We start from the raw sequence: 20,489 nt of genomic DNA, 5'->3' as shown, positions 1-20,489 counted from the left end.
CCTGTCCGCCGTAGAAAAGCCCATCGGGCACGCAATGTTGCTGGCCACCCATCGCTTTGCGAAAAGCTTGCGGCCCTCCGTACTGTTGGATGTAGGCGGCGAGAGCGGCCTCTTCCTCGTGAGTGGGAGGCCAGGAGGCCGGGATCGCCAGACGGTCCCAGCCCGCATAGACGTCGTTGGGCGGAATGGGGATATCGAAGTCGACATGGTTACGGTTCAGATCTACGTTGTCCTGATTGCTACGCTGCAAGTGGGAAAAGCCATAGGGGTTGACGGCATGAATCAGCAGCAAACCGATATTCGCCTGAGCGAGTCGCGCCAGAAGTTCAGTGTCATGCAACGCGGCGATCTGGCAGCCCGATCCAGAAAAGCCCTCCGGCCCATGAGTTCCAGAACTCAGGATCAGCAACCGGCTGGCGTCCGGCGCGCCGAAGTACGCGACGTCGACGGCAAGTTCCTCACCCAGGGCACCCTGGTAGTCAGGTAGCACGAACGCCTCGGTTTTCGATGCGCCAGGATGCGCGACTGCATCGAGGAATTTGCGGCGTGCTTCAGCGTAGGTTCCGGAGAAATGGTAAGTTACGGTAGTGTGTTCCATGTGCTCGTTTCAGAGGTGGGTAGGTTGGCGGAATGGTTGGAATCGGCCGTGGCGGCGCGATCGATGTTCTGACCGGTGCGGTCCTTCAGATACCGCAGTCCGATCAGAGAGAGACATATCATGGCTATCAGGTACCAGGCCGGCGCCATTTTGTTACCGCTGATCTTGACCAGCCACGTGCAGACGAACGGCGCGAAGCCACCGAATACCGTTACGCCGACGCCGTAGCTCAATGACATGCCGGTGGCGCGCACCCTCTGAGGGAAAAGCTCCGGCAACATCGTCATTGCCGGGGCACCACCGAACGCCCCCGCGACATTGAGCAGGGCAACGACACTGAAAAGCACCGCGGGTACAGGTGACGCTTGCAGCCAGAAAAAAGCCGGGTAGATCAGAATCGCGAGCGCCACATAGGAGCAGACAATCGGCGGCTTGCGGCCCGCGCGGTCGGCCAGCTTGCCTGCAAATGGCGCGAGTGCGAAGGTAATTGCGCCTGTCAGGGCTGCGCCTAGAAGCGCAATGGGAGGCGACATGCCAAGCTCCCGGATCGCGTAGGTCGGCATGTAGAAACCGACAACGTACGCGGCAGTCGTGCCGCCCGACATGAGCGCCATGGCCAGAAGCACCGCCTTTCCGTGTTGCCTGCACAGCACGGACAAACTGCTTTCCTGAGCCAACTTCGTCGCCCTCGGGCCGGACGATTCAATGGAGAGTGACTCTTCGAGCTGACTGCGGATGTACGCGCCGACCGGTGCGATCAGCAGCCCAAGGAAAAACGGCAAGCGCCAGCCCCAGCTTTCCATGGCCTGCGGTGTAAGAGAGAACTCCAGGGCACCTACCATCAGGGCGCCCGTCAGGATGCCCAGACCCTGGCTGGCGAGCTGCCAACTTGCCATATAGGCACGGTTTCCCGGGTTCGCGTGCTCGATCAGCATGGTGGTGGATGCGCCGACCTCGCCGCCTGCGGAGAACCCCTGGATCAGGCGCGCCGCAACGATCAGTAGCGGTGCGGCGATACCGATCTCAGCGTATGCCGGTGTCATCGCGATGATCCCGCAGCCCAGCGCCATCAGTGCGATCGTCAGTGTCATCGCGCTCTTGCGGCCAGCGCGATCGGCATAGGAGCCGATCACGACCGCACCGATCGGACGCATGACAAAGCCGACGCCGAAGCTGGCGACCGTCAGCAGCAGTTGTCCATACGAATTGAATGTTGGAAAGAATACTTTGCCGATCACCAGGGCGAGAAAGCCGTAGACGGTGAAGTCGAAAAACTCCAACGCGTTCCCGACAGTGATCGCGACAATAGTCTTACGGCGGCTTAAAGCCTTCCGTGTATATGAAGTCATGCTTCGGATGCCTCCCAATGTAGGGTTGTCTGTCATTGGCGGCCATCGTAGGTAGCCGTATATAATCCGAAAAGACAAATTTTTTTCCCTTGTGTTGCCATAAAGTTTCCACCCCGAAACACGGACATTTATGAAACCGAATCAGCTCCACGCCTTCCTCGCAGTCAGCACTCAGATGAGTATTCGCGGCGCGGCGCGCGAGCTCGGCGTCTCGCCGCCGGCCGTGACCAAGACCGTGCGCGAGCTTGAGCGTGAGGTCGGGGCTCCATTGATCGAACGCAGCGTGAAGGGTGTGCAACTTACCGAGTTCGGAGCTGCCTTTGCACCGCGCGCGCGCCGGCTCCTTGACGATATGAATCGGGCACGCGAGGAAATTGCACAGTTGCGCGACGGAGCCATCGGCGGGGTGCGGATCGGGGTCAGCCCGTGGTTCGCGGAAACACTGCTCGTGCCTGCATTCAAAGCGTTGCGTGCGCGGCGGCCCGCTGTGACCATGTACTTCAGCGAGCCGACATTTTCGGTGATGCTTGCGCGACTGCGCGAAGCGCAGCTTGATCTGGCCATCACGCACGTTAGCGAGGGAAGCCTGGGTCCTGAATTTGAAAGCTTGCCGCTCTTCCCTGTTCCACTCGTGATCGGCCTACGTAATCGGCATCCGCTCAGAGACCAGCGTTCTCTGCGCGGCCCACTTCTCGACGCGGAATGGATACTGCCTGGCGATGGAAACTACAAAAACGTCGCATTGGAATCAGGATTCACGTCGCTGGGACTGCCAGTTCCGGCGCGAATCATGCTGGGTGAATCAGTCAACGCGGGGTTGGCACTGATGAGCCAGATGGATCTTGTTGGCTGCTTCGCCGAACCCCTGGCGAAGTTGGCCTTTAAACGCTATGGCATTCGGCGCCTAGACTTGGAAGAAAGCTTTCGGCCTCTGCAGATGCGCGTGATTTATCGCAGGGATAGCCGGCTTACCCCCGCTGCCTTGCAGTTTATCGAATGCATCCTTGAGGTCTCATCGGATGTGGTGGGATAGTGTCGCTGTAGCGCCCAGGACGCCGTCACAGGAGCGAGCGCAGCGAGACGGACGCGTCGCTGAGTCGCACTTCGTCCATTGCCGTGCCGCTCGCGATTAGTCGCCTGCACGCGCCGATATCACGTCCTGAATTGACGGAAATCGCAGCTTTCATACACCCGATTTCGTCCAGCGCCATGACACAGAACGAGCCGCTGGCGAGATCTCCGCGCGTAACGAGACGATGCTGCGCCTCGATGATACCCAGCGTCTGAACATTGCAGTCGAACTGATCAGACCATAGCCACGGCAACTCCGCGTATATCGCGCGGCCTCCCAGCATGTTTTCTGCAGCAACGACGGGCTGGTTCTCTGCCACCTGCCATGATTCGATTCTGACGCTGCGACCAAGCAACGGATTGGCGTGCATCGTGACTTCGCCCGCGGCGAAGATCGCTGGGTCGTTTGTACGGCACTGCTCATCGACCACGATGCCATTGCGAACTTCAAGCTCACAGGCCTCAGCGAGCTCGACGTTCGGCAGGACACCAATGCCGGCGACGACGACATCCGCAGCCACGGCGCCTGCATCCGTCTCGATTGACGCGCTCCCGTTTCCGCAGCAGATCGCATGGGGCATCGTGCCAAGACGCAGGTCGACACCATTGCGCTCATGAAGCGCGGCGATGTGTTGCGCCACGCTATCGGGCAGCGCGCGCTGCAGCAGTGCAGGTGCCGGCTCGATCACGGTCGTCTTGCAGCCGGCCTGAGTCGCCGCGGCGGCTACTTCGAGCCCTATGAAGCCGCCACCGAGGATCGCGACGCGCTTGCCCGGCGCGAGAACGGCGCGCAATGCCCGTGCGTCGGCAAGTGTGCGCACATAGTGCAGTGGCACACGTGGGTCCACGGGGCCACTGAAACGGCGCACGCGCGACCCCGTAGCCAGCAGCAGTCTGTCGTAGCCGATTTCGCTACCGTCGTGCAGCCGCACGCATGCGCGCCGCCGATCGACTTCGGTTACCGTCGTGGACAAACTCAAATCGATACGATGCGCCGCGTACCAGTCATGCGGCCGGATAAAAGCCTTCCGCTCGCCGTCCTCGGACATCAGCGCGTCTTTCGACAGCGCGGGACGGTCGTACGGCGCATGCGGCTCGTCGCCGATCATCACGATTTGCACGTCCGCATTCAGCGCGCGCAGCGTCTCCGCCGCCCGCCGCGCCGCATGGCCGGCGCCGACAATCACATGTCGTTCATTGGACATTGACTTCCACCCGCGCATCGACGATCCGGATCGGGAACGCACGCACCGCTTCCGTGATGGGCGCGCAACGCGGCACACCCGTGCGGATATCGACGAGGCCCTGATGCAGCGGACATTCGACGCAACCGTCTTCCACATAACCGTCCGACAGACGCGCATGGCCGTGCGTGCACAGATCGTTCAATGCAAACACTTCGTCGCCCATGCGGAACACGGCGATTTGCCGCTCGCCCGCGATGACGGCCGCGGGTTCCCCTTCAGTAAAGTCATCGAGCGTGCCGATGGTCTGCCAGTTATCAATTGCCTGTTCCATGTCCACCCCTTAGATCGGCGTCGCCAACAGCGTCTGCACGCGTGACGTGTCATACACCACCCGCTTGCTGCGATAGCGCAGCCCGTCCGGCGTGCGCACGATACGGTCGTAGTACTTGCCTGCCTGATACACGTCTGACTCGCCGTTTGAGCGCGTCTGCACCACGACATAGCTGCTCTCGGTTTCAATCACGCCGTCCTGTTCGCTCGTGATGGTCAGGCCCGAAGTCATGTGTCGGTAGGTATGCGCCTCGAAGATGTTTGCGTGGCGTAGCGACACGACACGATCGCGCAGCATCTTCTGGTTCGTGCAATAAATGATGCCAATCGGCAGTCCCATATCCTCGTTCTCTTTCGGCACGATCTCGTACAGACAATCTTCGGTAAAGAGGGTCGGCCACGCTTCGAGCCGGTCGTTGTCGAGATTGCTGATGTACTGGTTCTGCAGCATGTTCACTTCGAACCAAAGCTTCATCTGATCCATTTTTGTGTCCTTTTCTTCAATAGCCCATCAGCTTCTGATAACCCACCCAGAAGCGGCGAATCAGACTTTCCGTGATCGCCGTATCCTGCTGGTCCGGGTTGCTGCGCGACATCTCGATCACCGACGTCGCGTCTGCATCGCGCACCGTTCCGCGTTGCACGAGTTCGGTGGCTTCCGTGTCTTCCATCGAGATATAGCCCGCCGGCCCGACCAGGTTGGCCTGCTTGATGCGCAACTTGCGCAATTCAGGCGTATCGTCGGTATAGCCGAAGAAATGGAAGATTAGTTCGAAGCTATCCGGGCCTTTAGGCAGGAGCTGACGCGCGACCAGCGTGTTATGAATCTGCTGGATCACCAGTTGCGGAAAGATCGGCTGAATATGGTTGGTGGTGTCCTCGTCGTATTCGGACACGAGACCCAGAATCGAATCGTCTTCGAGGGCGAAGCCTTCATCGAACGAGCGGATCTGTTGCTGCTTGTAGGCCGCCGAGGTGTCCTCGCCCGTCTTCGTCACCGTGATGATGCTGTGCAGGCCGTGCGTCGCATCGGGAATCGAGCGCGCCTTCATGCCGACGCGGAAAATGTTGAAGGTCGTATGGAACAGATGCAGCATGCTCGCGTGATACGGGTCCTTCACGTTCTCCATATACAGCTTCCAGTTGGATTTCGAATACTGCCGCGTGCAGCCGAGGTACTCGACCGGCTTGTGAAAGATACGGTCGATCCACGGGCGCATTTCTGCGCCAAGATATTCAGGCAGCGGGGCAACCACGTCGCTGAAGCTCGCGAAGACGAGGCCGCGATAGCTCTCTACGCGCAGCTTGCGCAGGCTGTGTTGCTTTGGGTCAAAATCGGGCGGCATACCCATCATGCCTTTCTGGCCACGCCGAAACGGCACGCCCAGCAGATTGCCGCTGTTGTCGAAGCTCCACTGGTGATACACGCAGGTATGCGATGTGGCGTTACCACGCGCCTTGCGGCACACCGATGCACCGCGATGCGCGCAACGGTTGACCCATGCCGAAAGCGAACCGTCCTCGGTGCGCGTGACGACGACGGGCGTATCGCCAACGAACGTGCTCTTGAAATCGCCCGCATTCGGAATCTCCGCGTCGAGCGCGACGAAGTTCCACGTCGGACCACGAAAGATGCGCTCCTGCTCACGCTCGTACACCGCCTGCGAGCTGAATACCTTATAGGGCACGCGCGAACCGTCGTCGCGCGGGAACTGCACCATGTCGCTGTCCAGCGTGTTCCTGAAGGTCACAGGCGATTCGACCATTTCCATGTTATTTTCTCCGCATTGTGGGGACGCTTTGTGGCAACGAAATCGTTGCTGCGTTGCGGGGTCATTCTTGGAGGTGAAAAATGTTGGGTCTATCCGTTTGTGGCCGAACGCGCCCCCTATATCCAATTCAGGCAGCTTTATGATCGATGGACAGGTATTGTCGAGTCCGCGCACGAACGCGCCAAAAGAATCATGAGATCCGATCTTCGGCTCTCCGCATTGCGACGCCACCGGCTGTTTGAATCGGCCGACCTCGACGAGACTCGTGAACTGATTTCGCGGGTCATGCAGCCGCATTCGCTGCTACCGCGGGGAAATACGCACAGTCGTTCTCACATGGATTTCGTGCGGATCGGAAGACTCGGCATTGGCACGATCAGCTTCGGAGCCGCCATACAGGTGGATGTCGAAGCCGTTGACGGATACTTTCTGATGATGCTTTGCGTCGCCGGCCATGCCGAGGTCCGCGCGGCAGGCAGGACGATTATCGTGGACGACCAGCGTGCCGTCATTCGCGCACCCGGGGAACCTTTTAGCGCTCTGCTGTCGCCCGATTGCGAGCAGTTAATCATGCGGATCGACCCGGCCTCGCTCAGCGACGACGCTGCATCCATCATTGGCGCGGAAACGTCTGTATCGCTGGCGAGTGGCCCGATGCGCGCGTGGAAAGAGCAATTGAAACTGGTCGCGAGTTCTGACGACCTCCTGAATATTGCCGCCCATAACCCGACCGTAGGCGCACACGTCGAATCGCTGCTGGTCAGTCTGTTGTGCGGTCATGACGCGGGGCATGGAGTATCGCCCCGGTCGTCGATCGCTCCCCAGTTCGTTCGCCGGGCCGAAGAGTTCATGGCAGCCAACCTCGCCACGCCAATACAGTTGTCGGAAATTGCAAGCGCAGCGGGCGTGCCGGTGAGAACGCTTTCCGAGGGGTTTCTGCGCTTTCGTCATACGAGCCCTATCAGCCTGTTGCGACAGATGCGTCTTGACCGCGCGCGTCAGATCATCCGTGAAAGCACTTCCGACCTGCGCGTCGCGACGATCGCGCTGGATTGCGGCTTTGCGCACCTCGGCCGGTTTGCGCAAGGCTATCGCGACCGCTTTGGCGAACTCCCGTCGGAAACGCGGCGGCGCGGTCAGCCACGCTAACGGCTACATTCTCCCGCTTCTTCGAGTACTTCTTGACGCACCTTTTCTCCAGGCACGACCTACAGCAATCCGAGCGACGAGGCCTTCAGCGTTGCAGCAGCGCACGTCGACACTTGCGAAACACTCTTTCTATGTGCGTGCGCGGAGTGCTCGGTCTCAAATCAAGTTCCCGTTCCGCATACTTGTTGCAGGTACCTCGGCTGATCGAACGCAAGACGTCGATTTCTCGCGTATACAACCGGACAGCCCGTTCTCGCGGGCGCATGGGACGCAACGACGCATCCTGCGTACCGATCATTGCGCTTGCTGCGCGCCTTTTTTAACATTGCAGACCGTATTTCGGCTCGGTACAGTTTTCGCTGTCATCCTCGTCCGAATGCGGAGTCGCGGCCATGGAACTACTCAGCCTCTCAACGGACATCGTACCGATGCCGGCAAGGCCGATTCTTGGCGCGAATTCATCTGCAGAATGATTCATAGCGTCTCTGTAGAGAACGCTTCGCCGAATGACTTTGCGGCCCAGATTTCAGCTCGCCGTCATGGCAACGTCAGTTGTACGTCGTTTTGGTCGAAGTCTCACGAAATTTATGGCCGACGCGAGACATTCGGCAGCGCTGGAGCGTCGGGATATTTGGTGAGCTGGCAAATCGAGGGAGAAGCGCAAGTCACCCAGGAGGGGAGACAGTTTCTGCTCCAGCCCGGGGAAGTTGCGATCCTCGATGGACGGCGACCGATGACAGTTCGGTTCCCGGGAGAAGTTCGCCGCGTTATTGCCAATCTGCCGGCCAAAGATGTTGCTACGTTGGCACACCCTGGTGACGAGGCCAAGCGGTCCGTTTGCCTCTATTCTAGGTTCGTATCTGTCGGCTCTTTCGTCCGCTCAACAAACTATCGAGCACAACAATGTTGAACTCCTGGTCGAGAATATCTGCAATTTATTGAAGATCACATCAGGTCAGCAAACATCCGACGCATCGCCACGCGAATTGCAGCGCGAAGCAGTGATTCGCTATATTCGACGACATGCCTGCAAGGCGGATCTGTCATTGGCGACAGTAGCAGGCGACTTGAACATGTCTCGACGACGGGTCCAAAAACTCCTGCAGGAACTGCAGAGCAACTTTACCGAACTCCTCCTTTCGGAAAGGCTCGAGATCGCTGCACGTCAGTTGACGGCATCGTACAACGGTCAGATTTCGACCATTGCATATTTTTGCGGGTTCAACGACGTTACACATTTCAACCATGCGTTCAAACACCGCTTTGGGGTCACACCTTCGCAAATGAGATCCAACGGCAGGCAGCCCGGATAGAAAAATACACTACTGCCCGCAGAAGCGCCCCGATCCTATTGCCCCGTGGAAATCAGCGCGTGGCAAGCCTGCACGAGTGCACCATCGGGTTTCGCGAATTCAGTCAGAATGCTGAAGTGGTCATGGTCGGGATTCTGAACAGAGACTGATCTTCCTGCAAAAGTCGGAATACGACCTCAATCGCAATCTGCGCACCGGCTGAGTGCCCTGCCAGTACCACCGGCTTTACTTCCCCCGTTCGATTCGCAGTATGTTGCGCAACGACTTGCAGCGCGAGGCAGCACGAATCGACGATATGGGTCACCTGAACCGCCGGACACAATGGATAATTAACCAAAATCGTGTCAATTCCGCCGTCCCGTAGCGCTTTGGCGATGAAACGGAAGGCTCTTCGCGCTGCCAAATGATCGGCAGATCCTATAGTCGTCAGTGTGGCCGAAACGAATCGATGACTAAAAAGCACAATTAGAAGCGGACGATTCAGACAGGGATTCGGAAGAGCACCGTTCTCGTTTCGTTGACACGATGCCTCCAGACCACATCCATAACGACTTCGGCACGGGTTAGTTATCGATCTGGATACCTAACTATAAACCAGCTACCAAAATCAGCCATGAACTGCGGCAGTTTGCTGCCGACCTGAATGAGATTCGTGTTCGCAGAAGACAGACACCGCAAGCCGAAGATAGCAGCCCGACTTTCCCAGGAACGTCCCCGAGAATCCTCTGTTGATTTGATGGTCGCTGTTCAGGCCATGGAAAAACAGAACCCCGCAGAGCCTGGACTCTGCGGGGTTCAACCGCCATCGCTAGCTGAGACGGAGGTCACCGTGACGCAATCAACATATCGCCGTGGTTCGCGCAAGTGAACCAATCAATGTCTGCCCCATTTCGTGCGGTTTTCCGCGCGTTCAAAAACTATGCAGCGAATGCTTGTTGTGCAGCCGATGCCACTGACATAACGCTCTCCTGCTCTTTGCCGCAATACCTTCCCCAGTCGTCCATCATCAGGCGCCGACGCTCAAGCTGGTCGCGACGCCGGTAGGCCGCCACCGTCTGCGAAGCGATGATGTGAGCCAGGGCTTCTTCCGCTAGCGAATCCGGATATTCCGTGCATTCGGCCACCCAGTCGCGGAACGTTGACCGGAAACCATGCACGGTGATCCCATGCCGCGACATGCGTTTCAGCAGAATCAGCATCGCCATGTTCGACAATGGGTGCCCTTCCTTGCAGCCCGGGAACAGATACCCGTATCTCGCCTTGGGCAGCGCGCTGCGCACTATGTCGACGGCCCGTTCACAAAGCGGCACGCGAAGCGGCCGGCCACTTTTGGTACGTTCGCCAGGAATTGACCAGGTACGGTTGTCCAGATCAAATTCCTCGGGCCGTGCAAAGCGCACCTCGTTCGTACGGGTCGCCGTGAGGATCAGCAGGTGCAATACCCGTGCCGCACGCCGCGGACGTTGCTCCAGTTCGCGGATGAACGCCGGTAACTCTTCCCAGGGCAGCGCGGGGTGGTGTCTCACCTGCGAGCGTTTCCTGGACCGCGGTAACACGAGTTGCAGATGGTCAACGTACCGTGCCGGGTTGCTGCCGGTGCGGTGGCCCATCACTGCCTCCGCGTCGAGGATTGCCTTGATTCGGCCACGCACCCGGCGCGCGGTCTCCGCCTTTTTCGTCCAGATCGGTTGGAGAATTCGCACGATCATCGCGGTGTCAATGTCGCGCACCCGGACCTCGCCGATCACGGGATACGCGTACGTTTTGAGCGTGTTGCCCCACTGCTGGACATGCTTGCGATTGCGCCACTCAGGTTCCCGTGCCCGGATGTACGCTTCGGCCGCCTCACGGAACGTCACGTTGGCATCCGACGAGATATCGAGCAACTGTCTACGCTGCTGCTCCCGCCGCGCAAGGATGGGATCAATCAGGTCTCTGACCATGTCACGGTATCCGGCGGCCAGTTTTCGCGCCTCGCCAAGCGAGACTCGCGAGACCGGACCGAGGCCCATCTCCCGCACGCGCCCGTTGAGTTTGAAACGGAATACCCACGAGCGAGCGCCACTGTCCGCGATCTGCATGTAGAGGCCACCGCCGTCGGCGTAATGGCCCGGGGCCACCTCCTTCGCGACCCGCAATGCGCTGAGCCGGTGCAACTGTCGTCCTGACATTATTCCCTCCTACCCACGTACCCATCTTCCTACCCATACTTCATGCGGAAATTGTGCGGGACCTTGATGGAAGCAGCAAGCACGTCGTTACCCATAAACCGCTTTGAAATCAGCGATCTACAGGACGTCTGCGGAAGATATCGGAATGACCGGGAAGCCTTGACTGGCGGAAGGCAGCCGGAGTCGAACCGACCTGAGCGCGTCTGACGCCCTCAACTGGGTTTGAAGCCCAGCCGCACCACCGGATACGAATGCCTTCCTACGGTGATTAAACTATTCAAACGTTGCATTGCAACTCGACCGCTGAATCAAAGCAAATCGAGCCAACGCGTATCCGTGCGCATCAAATGCAGACCACGGTGAAAGCGAGTATATCCAACGCGGTCAAAGAACTCCAAAAGCTGAATCGCGCGCTTTCGCCCAAGACCGGTGACATCGCGAAACGGCGCAGCCGCTACCGTACCCACATTCTTCTGCGCTTCGGAACCCGCAATCAAAGCCAGCTCACGAATCACGTCATGGTGATAAAAGAGGTCGCGCACAACCTGAAAAAGCTCGCCCTGTCGCGCGAGTTTGCGGAGCAACTGCCGCACGCGGTCTTCGGATACGCCATGCACGTTTGCCAGATCTCGCACCCAGGGCGGATCGAAACGCCCCTCTTTCAGCGACGGCAACAGCACCGCCGCGAGTGCGCGGTCAGCGTCGTCGAGCGTCACCGCGTGGTCCGGCAGATGCAACCACGGCCCGCGCCTGACAATCTCGCCGCGCGCCGCCGCATCGTCGACTAGCGCACGCCATAGCGTGTCGTCGACGAGCGGCGTTGCGATCCGCCGCAAGCGCGACACATCGGGGCCCAGTTCGTCCGGCGAGCGTTCGTGGTACTGCTTCAGCGTCGTAGTCATCTGTGCAGCCAGCGCCTGCCATGACGCATCTGTGATCAGCAACGCGTCATTACCTCCGGGAAGCTCCACGATACGCGTGTGAGGCGGCAACTCGAGCACGGCCGCCTGCATGCCCGTCAGCCTTTCCAGCAACGAACGTGACAGCCCATGCGGAGCCCTTGCCAGGAGCGAATCCAGCGCGCCGGTATCGAGCATGATCTGAATCGCATCGAGCCACGCCAGCCGCTCAACCGAGCGACGCTTGCGCGAAGGCGCAAACGGATCGAGCACGTGACCACCTCCAACCGTGCGATTAGCCTGCGCATTGCGCACCACAAAACGGTCGCCAGGAAGCGCACACACCGGCCGTTCGAACACGAGTTGCACGCGCGCCGACTGACCTGCGCCAAGCGTCTCGCCATCGAGCAGCGCCACGTGCGCCACCTGATGCTGTGTGCCCAGATGCACATGCAGCGGCGCCCAATGCTCCAGCGCCAACGGTGCATCGGCGAGCAGCGTCAGCATGACGTCAATACGTTCCGAGGCTTGCGACAGACGTGGATCGACAATCCAGTCGCCGCGGTCGATGGCGCTCTTCTCGATGCCCGCAAGGTTCAACGCGCAGCGCTCGCCTGCCCGTCCGGTCTCGGCCGGACGATTCTGCGCATGAATGCTACGCACGCGCACCGGTTGATTCTTCGGCGCGAGCAGCATCGTGTCGCCCACCGTCACGCGTCCTGACACCACGGTCCCTGTCACGATCGTGCCCTGGCCCGCGAGCGTGAAGACCCGGTCGACCGCGAGACGGAACAGGCCGTCGTCGCGCTTCATGCGCCACGCTGCTGCCGCCGTGTGCAAATGCGCCTTCAGTGCGGTCACACCAGGATCATCGTCACTTAGCGCGTTGGTATCGAACACCGGCGCGTCCTGCAGCACACTGCCGCTCAGAAACGCTGTGACCTCGCCACGCACTTCGCTCAGACGCTCAGCATCAACACGATCTATCTTTGTCAGCGCTATCGCACCGCGCTTGATGCCAAGTAGTTCGACAATCGCCAGATGTTCGCGCGTTTGCGGCATCACGCCGTCGTCCGCGGCGATCACGAGCAGAGCGAAATCGATCCCGCTTGCACCCGCGGTCATCGTATGGACAAGTTTTTCGTGGCCCGGCACGTCGATCAGGCCGAGCACGTCACCGTTGCCGAGCGGCACATACGCATAGCCCAGCTCGATCGAAATGCCGCGCGCCTTTTCTTCCTTCAGACGATCCGTGTCGACGCCCGATAGCGCTCTCACCAGACTCGTTTTGCCGTGGTCGATATGTCCGGCCGTACCTACGATCATGCCTGCATGTCCTTCAGTTGCTCAATCAATTGCGCCTCATCGGCGGCTTCGAGACAGCGCAGATCGAGACGCAATGCATCGTCCGCGATACGGCCGATGACCGGCCGCGCCATCTCGCGCAAGCGCTTCTCGAGCGCCAGCAATTGACGGCCACCGCGTTTGCCGTCGGCAGTTCTGATAACAAGGCCGTAGCTCGGCAGCACATCGACGGGCAACGCGCCGCTGCCAATCTGGCTGAACATCGGCTCGGCTACCACTGCGTAGCGTTCGCCGACCGCACGCTGCAACGCAGGCTGTACCCGCTCCGCGGTGAGCCGAACATCGTCACACGGGCGCGTGAGCAAACGCAGCGTAGTCAACCGTTCCGCAAGCATTTCCGGCGCGCGATACATCTGCAGCACGGGCTCCAGCGCCGCCAGCGTCAGTTTGCCAACCCGCAGTGCTCGCTTGAGCGGATGCTTCTTGATCTTCGCAATCAGATCGCGCCGGCCTACGATCAAGCCGGCTTGCGGACCGCCAAGCAACTTGTCCCCGCTGAACGTGACAAGGTCGGCGCCGGCTTCGACGGTTTCGCGCACCGTCGTCTCGCGCGGCAAGCCCCATTGCGTCAGATCGACTAGTGTTCCGCTGCCGAGGTCCACGGCAACGGCAAAACCGCGCGCGTGGGCAAGGGCCGCGATGGCATTGACCCCGACCTCTTTGGTGAACCCGTTGATCGCGTAATTGCTCGCGTGGACTTTCATCAGCAGCGCGGTTTGCGCGCCGATGGCTTCGTCGTAATCCTTCAGATGCGTGCGGTTGGTGGTGCCAACTTCGCGCAGCTTGGCGCCCGCGCGGCTCATGATGTCGGGAATGCGAAACGCGCCGCCGATTTCAACCAGCTCGCCACGCGACACGATCACTTCTTTCTTCGACGCCAAAGCGGACAACGTGAGCAACACCGCCGCAGCGTTGTTGTTGACCACGGTGGCCGCTTCGGCGCCGGTCAGTTCGCAGATGAGTTCGTCGATCAGATCGTCACGGTCACCGCGTTTGCCCGTGATGAGATCGAACTCGAGATTGGCCGGCTGTGTAAGGGCCTTCATCACGGCCTGCACCGCTTCGTCCGGCAGCAGTGCGCGGCCGAGGTTGGTATGCAGCACGGTGCCAGTCAGATTGAAGACGCTGCGCAAGCGGGCCTCGTTGCGCTGGCGCAGCGCAGCCCCGACCGAACCCTGTAGTTGGGCGACATCGAGCGCACTCACCGACGCATCGCCGGACTGCGCGCTGGCGCGCCAACTGTCAAGTGCGTGACGCAGCGCATTCAAAACCTGCGTGCGGCCAAATTCGCCCAGAAGCGGAGCAAACTCCGCCGACGCCATCACTTTTTCCACCGACGGCACCCGCGCCATCAGCGCCCGCAATTCAGAGCCGGTTACATCGCTCACGAGGTAATCCTCTTTCTCAGTCGGACTCGCCGGAAGACTCAACCGCACTGCCGGCCTGCTCCGGCCATAGCCACGGATGCGGCGACGCGCGCCGGTAACCTTCCGCCCCCATCAGCAGGTCCAGGGTGAGACTGGCGAGATCGTCCGCGAACGGTTCGAAATCGTAGTCCTTCGACTGAATGCCGATCTTTCGGTAAGTATGGCATTCGTCGCACGACTCCGCCTTCAAGGCTGCATTCTTCGACTCGGCTTCCCGGGTGGCCTCGTCGGCGTCCTGCGAGCCGATGGCATGGTAGGCAATGCCTTTGGTCGAATCGCAGTTCGAGCATTTTGCGCGGACCATGTGCCACTCCGTCGCACACAAACCGCATTGCAGGTAGCGGTAATTGTCATACACGCCGCCCACGCGAACCACGCTCGCCACCGGATGCGATCCGCATACCGGACACAGGCCGAGCGTCTCGATGTACGGCACGTCGCGCTTGTCGATATCGGCGGCAAGGTCGGTCCAGACCACTTGCAGCGCGGCCACGATGAACGGCGCGCTCGCCGGATCGACTTCCTCGAAACGCTGCGCGAAAATCGCATCGGCCTGGCTGTCCAGCGTGACTTGATCGAGCGTTCGCAGTCTGGCGAGGAGCGCTTCGAGCTGCGGAGTAAGCGGGCCGGCGGCTTGCACCTTGTCGACCAATTGCAGCAAAACGTCGTGCCACGCCGGATCGCGCACACCGGCGAGCGCCGGAATCAGTGGCATGGAATGCTGTTGCGCGCTCGCGATCAATTCGGCGCTGGGCGGCTTCGCTTTAAAGCCGGTGATCACGGCTTGCTGCGCGTCCGCCAGCACAGCCATCAGGCGCAAATAGCCGGCGATCGGATTGTTGAGCGCCGCCAGTTGACGCAGGCGCGCGGCGCGCGCCGAAAAGACCGCCAGCCGTTCCGGCGTACGGATGCGGGGGATCGCCGTGTGATCGAGCGACTCGATATCGCCGGCTTCGAGAATGCGTTGAACCAAAGTATCAACCTCTGACAATTGCGCCAAAACTGAAGAGCCGCCGCAGTTCATCGAACAGGAGCGGCGGCTCGGGCACGGTGCGCTTCAATCCGCGCCGCGTTACTTGTCGATTATTTCCTTGAACCAGTTCGGATGATGCTTTCTCGCCCAGCCGTATGTCACGGTACCGCGTGTCATCGCGCCAATCGAGCCCTTGATCCACAACGCCGCATAAATATGCACGACGATACCGACGATCAGCACAAACGCAGCCGCAGCATGAACCAGCGCCGCAAGGCGGACGATCTCGATCGGGAAATAGAACGAGAAATAGCGCCGCCAGATCACAATGCCACTCGCCAGCAACAGCAGCAGGCACATCACCATAGTAAAAAATAGCAGCTTTTGACCGGCGTTGTACTTTCCGATCGCGGGGAGCTTGTCCTCGCGATTGTTGAGCACGTCGCCGATCTGCTTCATCCACTGGATGTCCGCGCGGTCGAGATAATTGTGGTGCCAGAAGCGCAACGCAAGAATCAGAAACGACAGGAACATCACGCAACCGACGAACGGATGCAGAATTCGCGTCCATTGCCCGCCGCCGAAGATCGCGTAGAGCCACGACATGGCCGGATGAAACATGGCGAGGCCGGAGAGCGCCAGCAACACGAACGTGATGGCGGTGATCCAGTGATTCGTCCGTTCATTCGGCGTGTAGCGCTGGATCAGACTATTGCCCTTCACGTCTTTCAGCACAACGTCTTCATGGTTTTCAGCGTGCTTCATCGGATGCCTCCCGCGAACGGCGTGCTTCGTCAGCTTCATGCTGTGCTTCGGCCTCTTCCGCCTCCGTCACCTCGTTCGGACCGACGCGCGTGTAGTGGAAGAACCCGGCCAGCGCAGCAAACGCGATACCTGCGAGCGCCAGCGGTTTCGCCAGCCCCTTCCACAGGTAAACCATCACGCTGATCTTCGGATTCTGCGGCAAACCGTGGTACAGGTTGGCTTTGTCGGCGTGATGCAGTACGTACATCACGTGCGTGCCACCCACGCCGGCAGGATCGTACAAACCGGCGTTCTGGAAACCGCGCTCCTTCAGATCGACAATCCGATCCGCCGCTTGCTGCTTCATGTCTTCTTTGGTGCCGAACATGATCGCGCCGGTCGGGCAGGTCTTCACGCACGCCGGTTCCTGACCGACAGCCACCCGGTCCGAACACAGCGTGCACTTGTACGCGCGGTGGTCCTTCTTCGAAATGCGCGGCACGTTGAACGGGCAACCGGTTATGCAATAGCCGCAGCCAATGCAGTTTTCCTCATGAAAATCCACGATGCCGTTCGTGTACTGCACGATCGCGCCCGGCGAAGGACACGCCTTCAGGCAGCCCGGATCCTCGCAGTGCATGCAGCCGTCCTTGCGGATCAGCCATTCGAGATCGCCCTCGGTGTTCTCGTACTCCGAGAACCGCATGACCGTCCACGAATGCTCTGACAGATCGCGCGGGTTGTCATAGATGCCGGTCGTCGTGCCGATTTCATCGCGCAGATCGTTCCACTCCATACAGGCCGTCTGACATGCCTTGCAGCCAATGCACTTCGACACATCGATGAGCTTGGCGACGGTGCCCGTGACCGGTTCGCGCACCTGCGGCTCCGGCAAGGTCGTGGCGGAGAGACGTTTGATGTCCAGTGATTGCAGTGCCATCTCTTTCCCCTATGCCTTTTCGACTTTAACCAGGAACGACTTGAATTCCGGTGTTTGCGAATTCCCGTCGCCCACGGAAGGCGTCAGCGTATTGACGAGATAGCCCGGCTTGGCGAGTCCCTTGAAGCCCCAATGCAACGGCAACCCTACTGTCTGGACCTTTTTTCCTTCGATCATGAGCGGTTTGATCCGCTTGGTAACGAGCGCCACGGCGATGATGTGCCCGCGATTGGACGACACCTTCACGCGATCCCCTGCGACCACGCCCACTTCCTTCGCCAGATCCTCGCCGATCTCCACGAACTGTTGCGGCTGGATGATCGCGTTCAAACGCGCGTGCTTAGTCCAGTAGTGGAAATGCTCGGTCAGACGATAGGTGGTGGCCGTATGCGGGAAGTTCTCGTGCGTGCCAAACGCGGCCCGATCGTCCGGGAACACGCGCGCCGCCGGATTGCTTACGACCGCCTTGTTGTCCGGATGCAGCGGGTTGTAACCGAGTGGCGTTTCGAACGGTTCGTAGTGCTCGGGGAACGGACCTTCCACGAGACCATCGCGCGCGAAGAAGCGCGCCACGCCCTCCGGATTCATGATGAACGGATTCATGCCGTTCTCCGGCTGTTCGTCGATCTTGAAGTCGGGAATATCCGGTCCGGTCCACGCCGTACCGTTCCACGCGATCAGCTTGCGCGTGGGGTCGAAGGGCTTGCCGCTGACGTCGCACGAAGCACGGTTGTACAGAATCCGTCGGTTCGCGGGCCACGCCCACGCCCAGTTCAGCGTATTGCCGATGCCGGTCGGGTCGGAGTTGTCGCGGCGGCCCATCTGGTTGCCCGCCTGGGTCCACGCACCGCAGAAGATCCAGCAGCCGCTTGCCGTGCTGCCGTCGTCCCGAAGCTGCGCGAAGCCCGCGAGCTGCTCGCCCTTTTTGGCGAGCAGCTTGGTTTTGTCGGTGGCGTCAGTCAGGTCGGCGAGCGCCTTGCCGTTGAACTCCATGGCAATTTCTTCAGGCGTCGGGCTTTCCGGGTCCGAATACGGCCAGCTCATGTTGAGAATCGGATCGGGATACTTGCCGCCGTTCTCTTTATAAGCCTTGCGCATGCGCAGCCAGAGCCCCGACATGATCTCCAGGTCGCTCTTCGATTCGCCCGGGCCGTCCGCGCCCTGCCAGTGCCACTGCAGCACGCGGCTGGAGCTGACCAGCGAGCCGCGCTCTTCCGCAAAACACGTGGTCGGCAGACGGAACACCTCCGTCTGGATCGTCGACGGATCGACGTCGTTGAACTCGCCGAAATTCTTCCAGAACTCGGAGGTTTCGGTGGCGAGCGGATCCATGATGACAAGCCACTTCAGCCTGGCCAGGCTCGCACCGATCTTCGCCTTGTTCGGCGCCGCGGCAAGCGGGTTGAAACCCTGCGCGATGTAGCCGGTCATCTTGCCTTGATTCATCAGCTCGAAGACCTGCAGCATGTCGTATGACTTATCGAGCTTCGGCAGATAGTCGTAGCCGAAGTTGTTCTCGGCGGTCGCGTTATCGCCCCACCACGACTTCATGAAACTGACGTGGAAGGCGCGATAGTTGCGCCAGTAGCTGAGCTGGTTCGGCCGCAGCGGCTGGGTCGCACGCTTGGCAATGTACGCGTCGAAGTCCTGTTCGGCTTCCATCGGCAAGGTCATGTAGCCCGGCAACAGGTTCGACATCAGGCCCAGGTCAGTCAAGCCCTGAATGTTCGAGTGGCCACGCAGCGCATTCATGCCGCCGCCGGCAATGCCGATGTTGCCCAGCAGCAATTGCACCATCGCGCCGGTGCGGATGATTTGCGAGCCCACCGAGTGATGCGTCCAGCCGAGCGCATACAGGATCGTGCCGGCGCGCCCCGGAACAGCCGTCGATGCCAGCATTTCGCAGACCTTCAGGAATTTCTCCTTCGGCGTGCCGCAGACTTTCTCGACCTGCTCGGGCGTATAGCGCGAGTAATGCTGCTTCATCAGCTGATAAACGCAGCGCGGGTCCTGCAGCGTCGGATCGACCTTGGCGAAGCCGTCGTCACCGCGTTCGTAGTCCCACGAAGTCTTGTCGTAGTCGCGCTGGTCCGCGTTATAGCCGGAATACAGACCGTCCGTAAACGAGAAGTCCTCACGAACAATGAATGGCATGTCCGTGTAGTTCCTGACGTACTCGTGCTGAATCTTGTCGTTGGTGAGCAGATAGTTGATCACCCCGCCCAGGAACACAATGTCCGAGCCGGTCCGGATCTGCGCGTAATAGTCCGCGACCGATGCCGTACGCGTAAAGCGCGGATCGACCACGATCAATCTTGCCTTGCGGTGCGCCTTCGCTTCCGTGACCCACTTGAAACCGCACGGGTGCGCCTCGGCCGCATTGCCGCCCATCACCAGAATCACATCCGCGTTCTTGATGTCGACCCAATGGTTCGTCATCGCTCCACGGCCAAACGTCGGGGCAAGACCTGCCACCGTCGGGCCATGTCAGACACGTGCCTGATTATCGAATGCGAGCATGCCAAGACTGCGGACAGTCTTGTGCGTCAAATATCCCACTTCATTGCTACCGGCCGATGCCGCGAGCATGCCGGTGGTCAGCCAGCGGTTGACCTTTTTGCCGTCTTCCGTCGTCTCGACGAAATTGGCGTCGCGATCTTCCTTCATGAGTTTGGCGATACGATCGAGCGCGTCTTCCCAGGAAACCCGCTTCCATTCGTTCGATCCCGCCGCGCGGTACTCCGGATACTTCAGACGGCTCGGACTGTGGATGAAGTCGATCAGGCTCGCGCCCTTCGGACACAAGGTGCCGCGATTCACCGGATGGTCGGGATCGCCTTCGATATGGATGATGCTGGATTTTGCGTTCTTGGCATTGTCGCCAAGTCCATACATCAGGATGCCGCAGCCCACCGAACAGTACGGGCAGGTATTGCGGGTTTCAGTAGTACGCGACAGTTTGTACTGACGGACTTCGGCTAGCGCGGGGGCCGGAGAGAAACCCATGAGGGCCAAACTTGATCCGGCGAGCGTGGTGGCGGAAACCTTCAGAAATTGTCGCCGGGACATGTGAGACATGTGATCGCCTCGGCTATTGTGGGGTACTGTATTTGATTATAGGACCCCAAATAGAGTCTTGCAGCCAGGGGTGCAACCCTTTGTCCGACAAATGCGGCAACGAAGCGATGCGCCTCCGTAGGG

18 protein-coding genes and 1 tRNA gene are annotated in these 20,489 nt (G+C 59.9%); 4 read left to right on the top strand and 15 right to left on the bottom strand.

The window, feature by feature from the left end; all coding sequences use genetic code 11:
- Together PQQ96_RS30915 and PQQ96_RS30910 are read right to left on the bottom strand one after the other, a co-directional pair.
- The coding region (locus tag PQQ96_RS30915) for a DUF2817 domain-containing protein (protein ID WP_408299630.1) at window positions 1–598 on the bottom strand (598 nt) is incomplete at its 3' end.
- Window positions 580–2,025, bottom strand: coding sequence for an MFS transporter (locus tag PQQ96_RS30910; protein WP_408299628.1), 1,446 nt, complete (start codon window positions 2,023–2,025; stop codon window positions 580–582). The genes PQQ96_RS30915 and PQQ96_RS30910, both read right to left, overlap by 19 nt.
- Before the next feature lie 52 nt (window positions 2,026–2,077).
- Here PQQ96_RS30910 and PQQ96_RS30905 point away from each other — a divergent pair, with 52 nt between their 5' ends.
- A complete protein-coding gene (locus tag PQQ96_RS30905; RefSeq protein ID WP_408299626.1) occupies window positions 2,078–2,980 on the top strand; it encodes a LysR family transcriptional regulator in 903 nt (300 codons plus the stop codon).
- Window positions 2,981–3,005: 25 nt separating this feature from the next.
- Here the strand turns inward: PQQ96_RS30905 and andAa are convergent, their stop codons facing one another.
- The 4 genes from andAa to andAc are packed head-to-tail and all read right to left on the bottom strand — an operon-like array spanning window position 3,006 to window position 6,307.
- Window positions 3,006–4,223 carry an anthranilate 1,2-dioxygenase system ferredoxin--NAD(+) reductase gene (andAa, locus tag PQQ96_RS30900; RefSeq protein WP_408299624.1) on the bottom strand — a complete coding sequence of 406 codons (1,218 nt, stop codon included), beginning with the start codon at window positions 4,221–4,223 and terminating at the stop codon, window positions 3,006–3,008.
- Window positions 4,213–4,536, bottom strand: a complete 324-nt coding sequence (andAb, locus tag PQQ96_RS30895; RefSeq protein WP_408299622.1) for an anthranilate 1,2-dioxygenase ferredoxin subunit AndAb — start codon at window positions 4,534–4,536, stop codon at window positions 4,213–4,215. Before andAb ends, andAa begins: the two co-directional genes overlap by 11 nt.
- Before the next feature lie 9 nt (window positions 4,537–4,545).
- A complete protein-coding gene (gene andAd / locus PQQ96_RS30890; protein WP_408299620.1) occupies window positions 4,546–5,019 on the bottom strand; it encodes an anthranilate 1,2-dioxygenase small subunit AndAd in 474 nt (157 codons plus the stop codon).
- Between the two features lie 16 nt (window positions 5,020–5,035).
- Window positions 5,036–6,307, bottom strand: a complete 1,272-nt coding sequence (gene andAc / locus PQQ96_RS30885) for an anthranilate 1,2-dioxygenase large subunit AndAc (protein ID WP_408299618.1) — start codon at window positions 6,305–6,307, stop codon at window positions 5,036–5,038.
- 30 nt (window positions 6,308–6,337) lie between these two features.
- Here andAc and andR point away from each other — a divergent pair, with 30 nt between their 5' ends.
- The 3 genes from andR (at window position 6,338) to PQQ96_RS30870 (ending at window position 8,769) form a co-directional block, all read left to right on the top strand.
- Window positions 6,338–7,456 (top strand): anthranilate 1,2-dioxygenase regulatory protein AndR, encoded by a 1,119-nt coding sequence (gene andR / locus PQQ96_RS30880; RefSeq protein ID WP_408299616.1) that lies wholly within the window; start codon window positions 6,338–6,340, stop codon window positions 7,454–7,456.
- A 376-nt stretch (window positions 7,457–7,832) separates the two neighbouring features.
- Window positions 7,833–8,366 carry an AraC-like ligand-binding domain-containing protein gene (locus tag PQQ96_RS30875; protein ID WP_408299631.1) on the top strand — a complete coding sequence of 178 codons (534 nt, stop codon included), beginning with the start codon at window positions 7,833–7,835 and terminating at the stop codon, window positions 8,364–8,366.
- The gene (locus PQQ96_RS30870) at window positions 8,248–8,769 is read left to right on the top strand and encodes a helix-turn-helix transcriptional regulator (protein WP_408299615.1); all 522 of its coding nucleotides are present in this window, start codon (window positions 8,248–8,250) and stop codon (window positions 8,767–8,769) included. The genes PQQ96_RS30875 and PQQ96_RS30870 overlap by 119 nt, the downstream gene beginning before the upstream one ends.
- A gap of 103 nt (window positions 8,770–8,872) precedes the next feature.
- Here PQQ96_RS30870 and PQQ96_RS30865 read toward each other — a convergent pair whose 3' ends face one another.
- The 9 genes from PQQ96_RS30865 to fdnG form a co-directional block, all read right to left on the bottom strand.
- Window positions 8,873–9,232, bottom strand: a complete 360-nt coding sequence (locus tag PQQ96_RS30865; RefSeq protein ID WP_408299613.1) for an alpha/beta hydrolase — start codon at window positions 9,230–9,232, stop codon at window positions 8,873–8,875.
- Between the two features lie 454 nt (window positions 9,233–9,686).
- Window positions 9,687–10,940: a tyrosine-type recombinase/integrase gene (locus PQQ96_RS30860; protein WP_408299611.1), complete on the bottom strand. Its 1,254-nt coding sequence runs from the start codon at window positions 10,938–10,940 to the stop codon at window positions 9,687–9,689.
- Between the two features lie 164 nt (window positions 10,941–11,104).
- A tRNA-Sec gene (locus tag PQQ96_RS30855) sits at window positions 11,105–11,200 on the bottom strand.
- A gap of 48 nt (window positions 11,201–11,248) precedes the next feature.
- Window positions 11,249–13,165: a selenocysteine-specific translation elongation factor gene (gene selB / locus PQQ96_RS30850; protein WP_408299609.1), complete on the bottom strand. Its 1,917-nt coding sequence runs from the start codon at window positions 13,163–13,165 to the stop codon at window positions 11,249–11,251.
- Entirely contained in the window at window positions 13,162–14,592 is a 1,431-nt protein-coding gene (selA, locus tag PQQ96_RS30845; protein ID WP_408299607.1) for an L-seryl-tRNA(Sec) selenium transferase, read from the bottom strand. The genes selB and selA overlap by 4 nt, the downstream gene beginning before the upstream one ends.
- 16 nt (window positions 14,593–14,608) lie before the next feature.
- Window positions 14,609–15,604, bottom strand: a complete 996-nt coding sequence (gene fdhE / locus PQQ96_RS30840) for a formate dehydrogenase accessory protein FdhE (RefSeq protein WP_408299605.1) — start codon at window positions 15,602–15,604, stop codon at window positions 14,609–14,611.
- A gap of 99 nt (window positions 15,605–15,703) precedes the next feature.
- Window positions 15,704–16,369 carry a formate dehydrogenase subunit gamma gene (locus PQQ96_RS30835; protein ID WP_408299603.1) on the bottom strand — a complete coding sequence of 222 codons (666 nt, stop codon included), beginning with the start codon at window positions 16,367–16,369 and terminating at the stop codon, window positions 15,704–15,706.
- Complete coding sequence (fdxH, locus tag PQQ96_RS30830) at window positions 16,356–17,288, bottom strand: formate dehydrogenase subunit beta (protein WP_408299601.1); 933 nt, start codon at window positions 17,286–17,288, stop codon at window positions 16,356–16,358. The genes PQQ96_RS30835 and fdxH overlap by 14 nt, the downstream gene beginning before the upstream one ends.
- A 9-nt stretch (window positions 17,289–17,297) precedes the next feature.
- Window positions 17,298–20,366 carry a formate dehydrogenase-N subunit alpha gene (fdnG, locus tag PQQ96_RS30825; RefSeq protein WP_408299599.1) on the bottom strand — a complete coding sequence of 1,023 codons (3,069 nt, stop codon included), beginning with the start codon at window positions 20,364–20,366 and terminating at the stop codon, window positions 17,298–17,300.
- Window positions 20,367–20,489: the final 123 nt, after the last annotated feature.

The sequence above is a fragment of the Paraburkholderia sediminicola genome (assembly GCF_046027825.1).
GTDB lineage: Bacteria > Pseudomonadota > Gammaproteobacteria > Burkholderiales > Burkholderiaceae > Paraburkholderia > Paraburkholderia sediminicola_D.
Note: the sequence above shows the minus strand (reverse complement) of the source record. Positions and strands in the feature narration are given on the sequence as shown.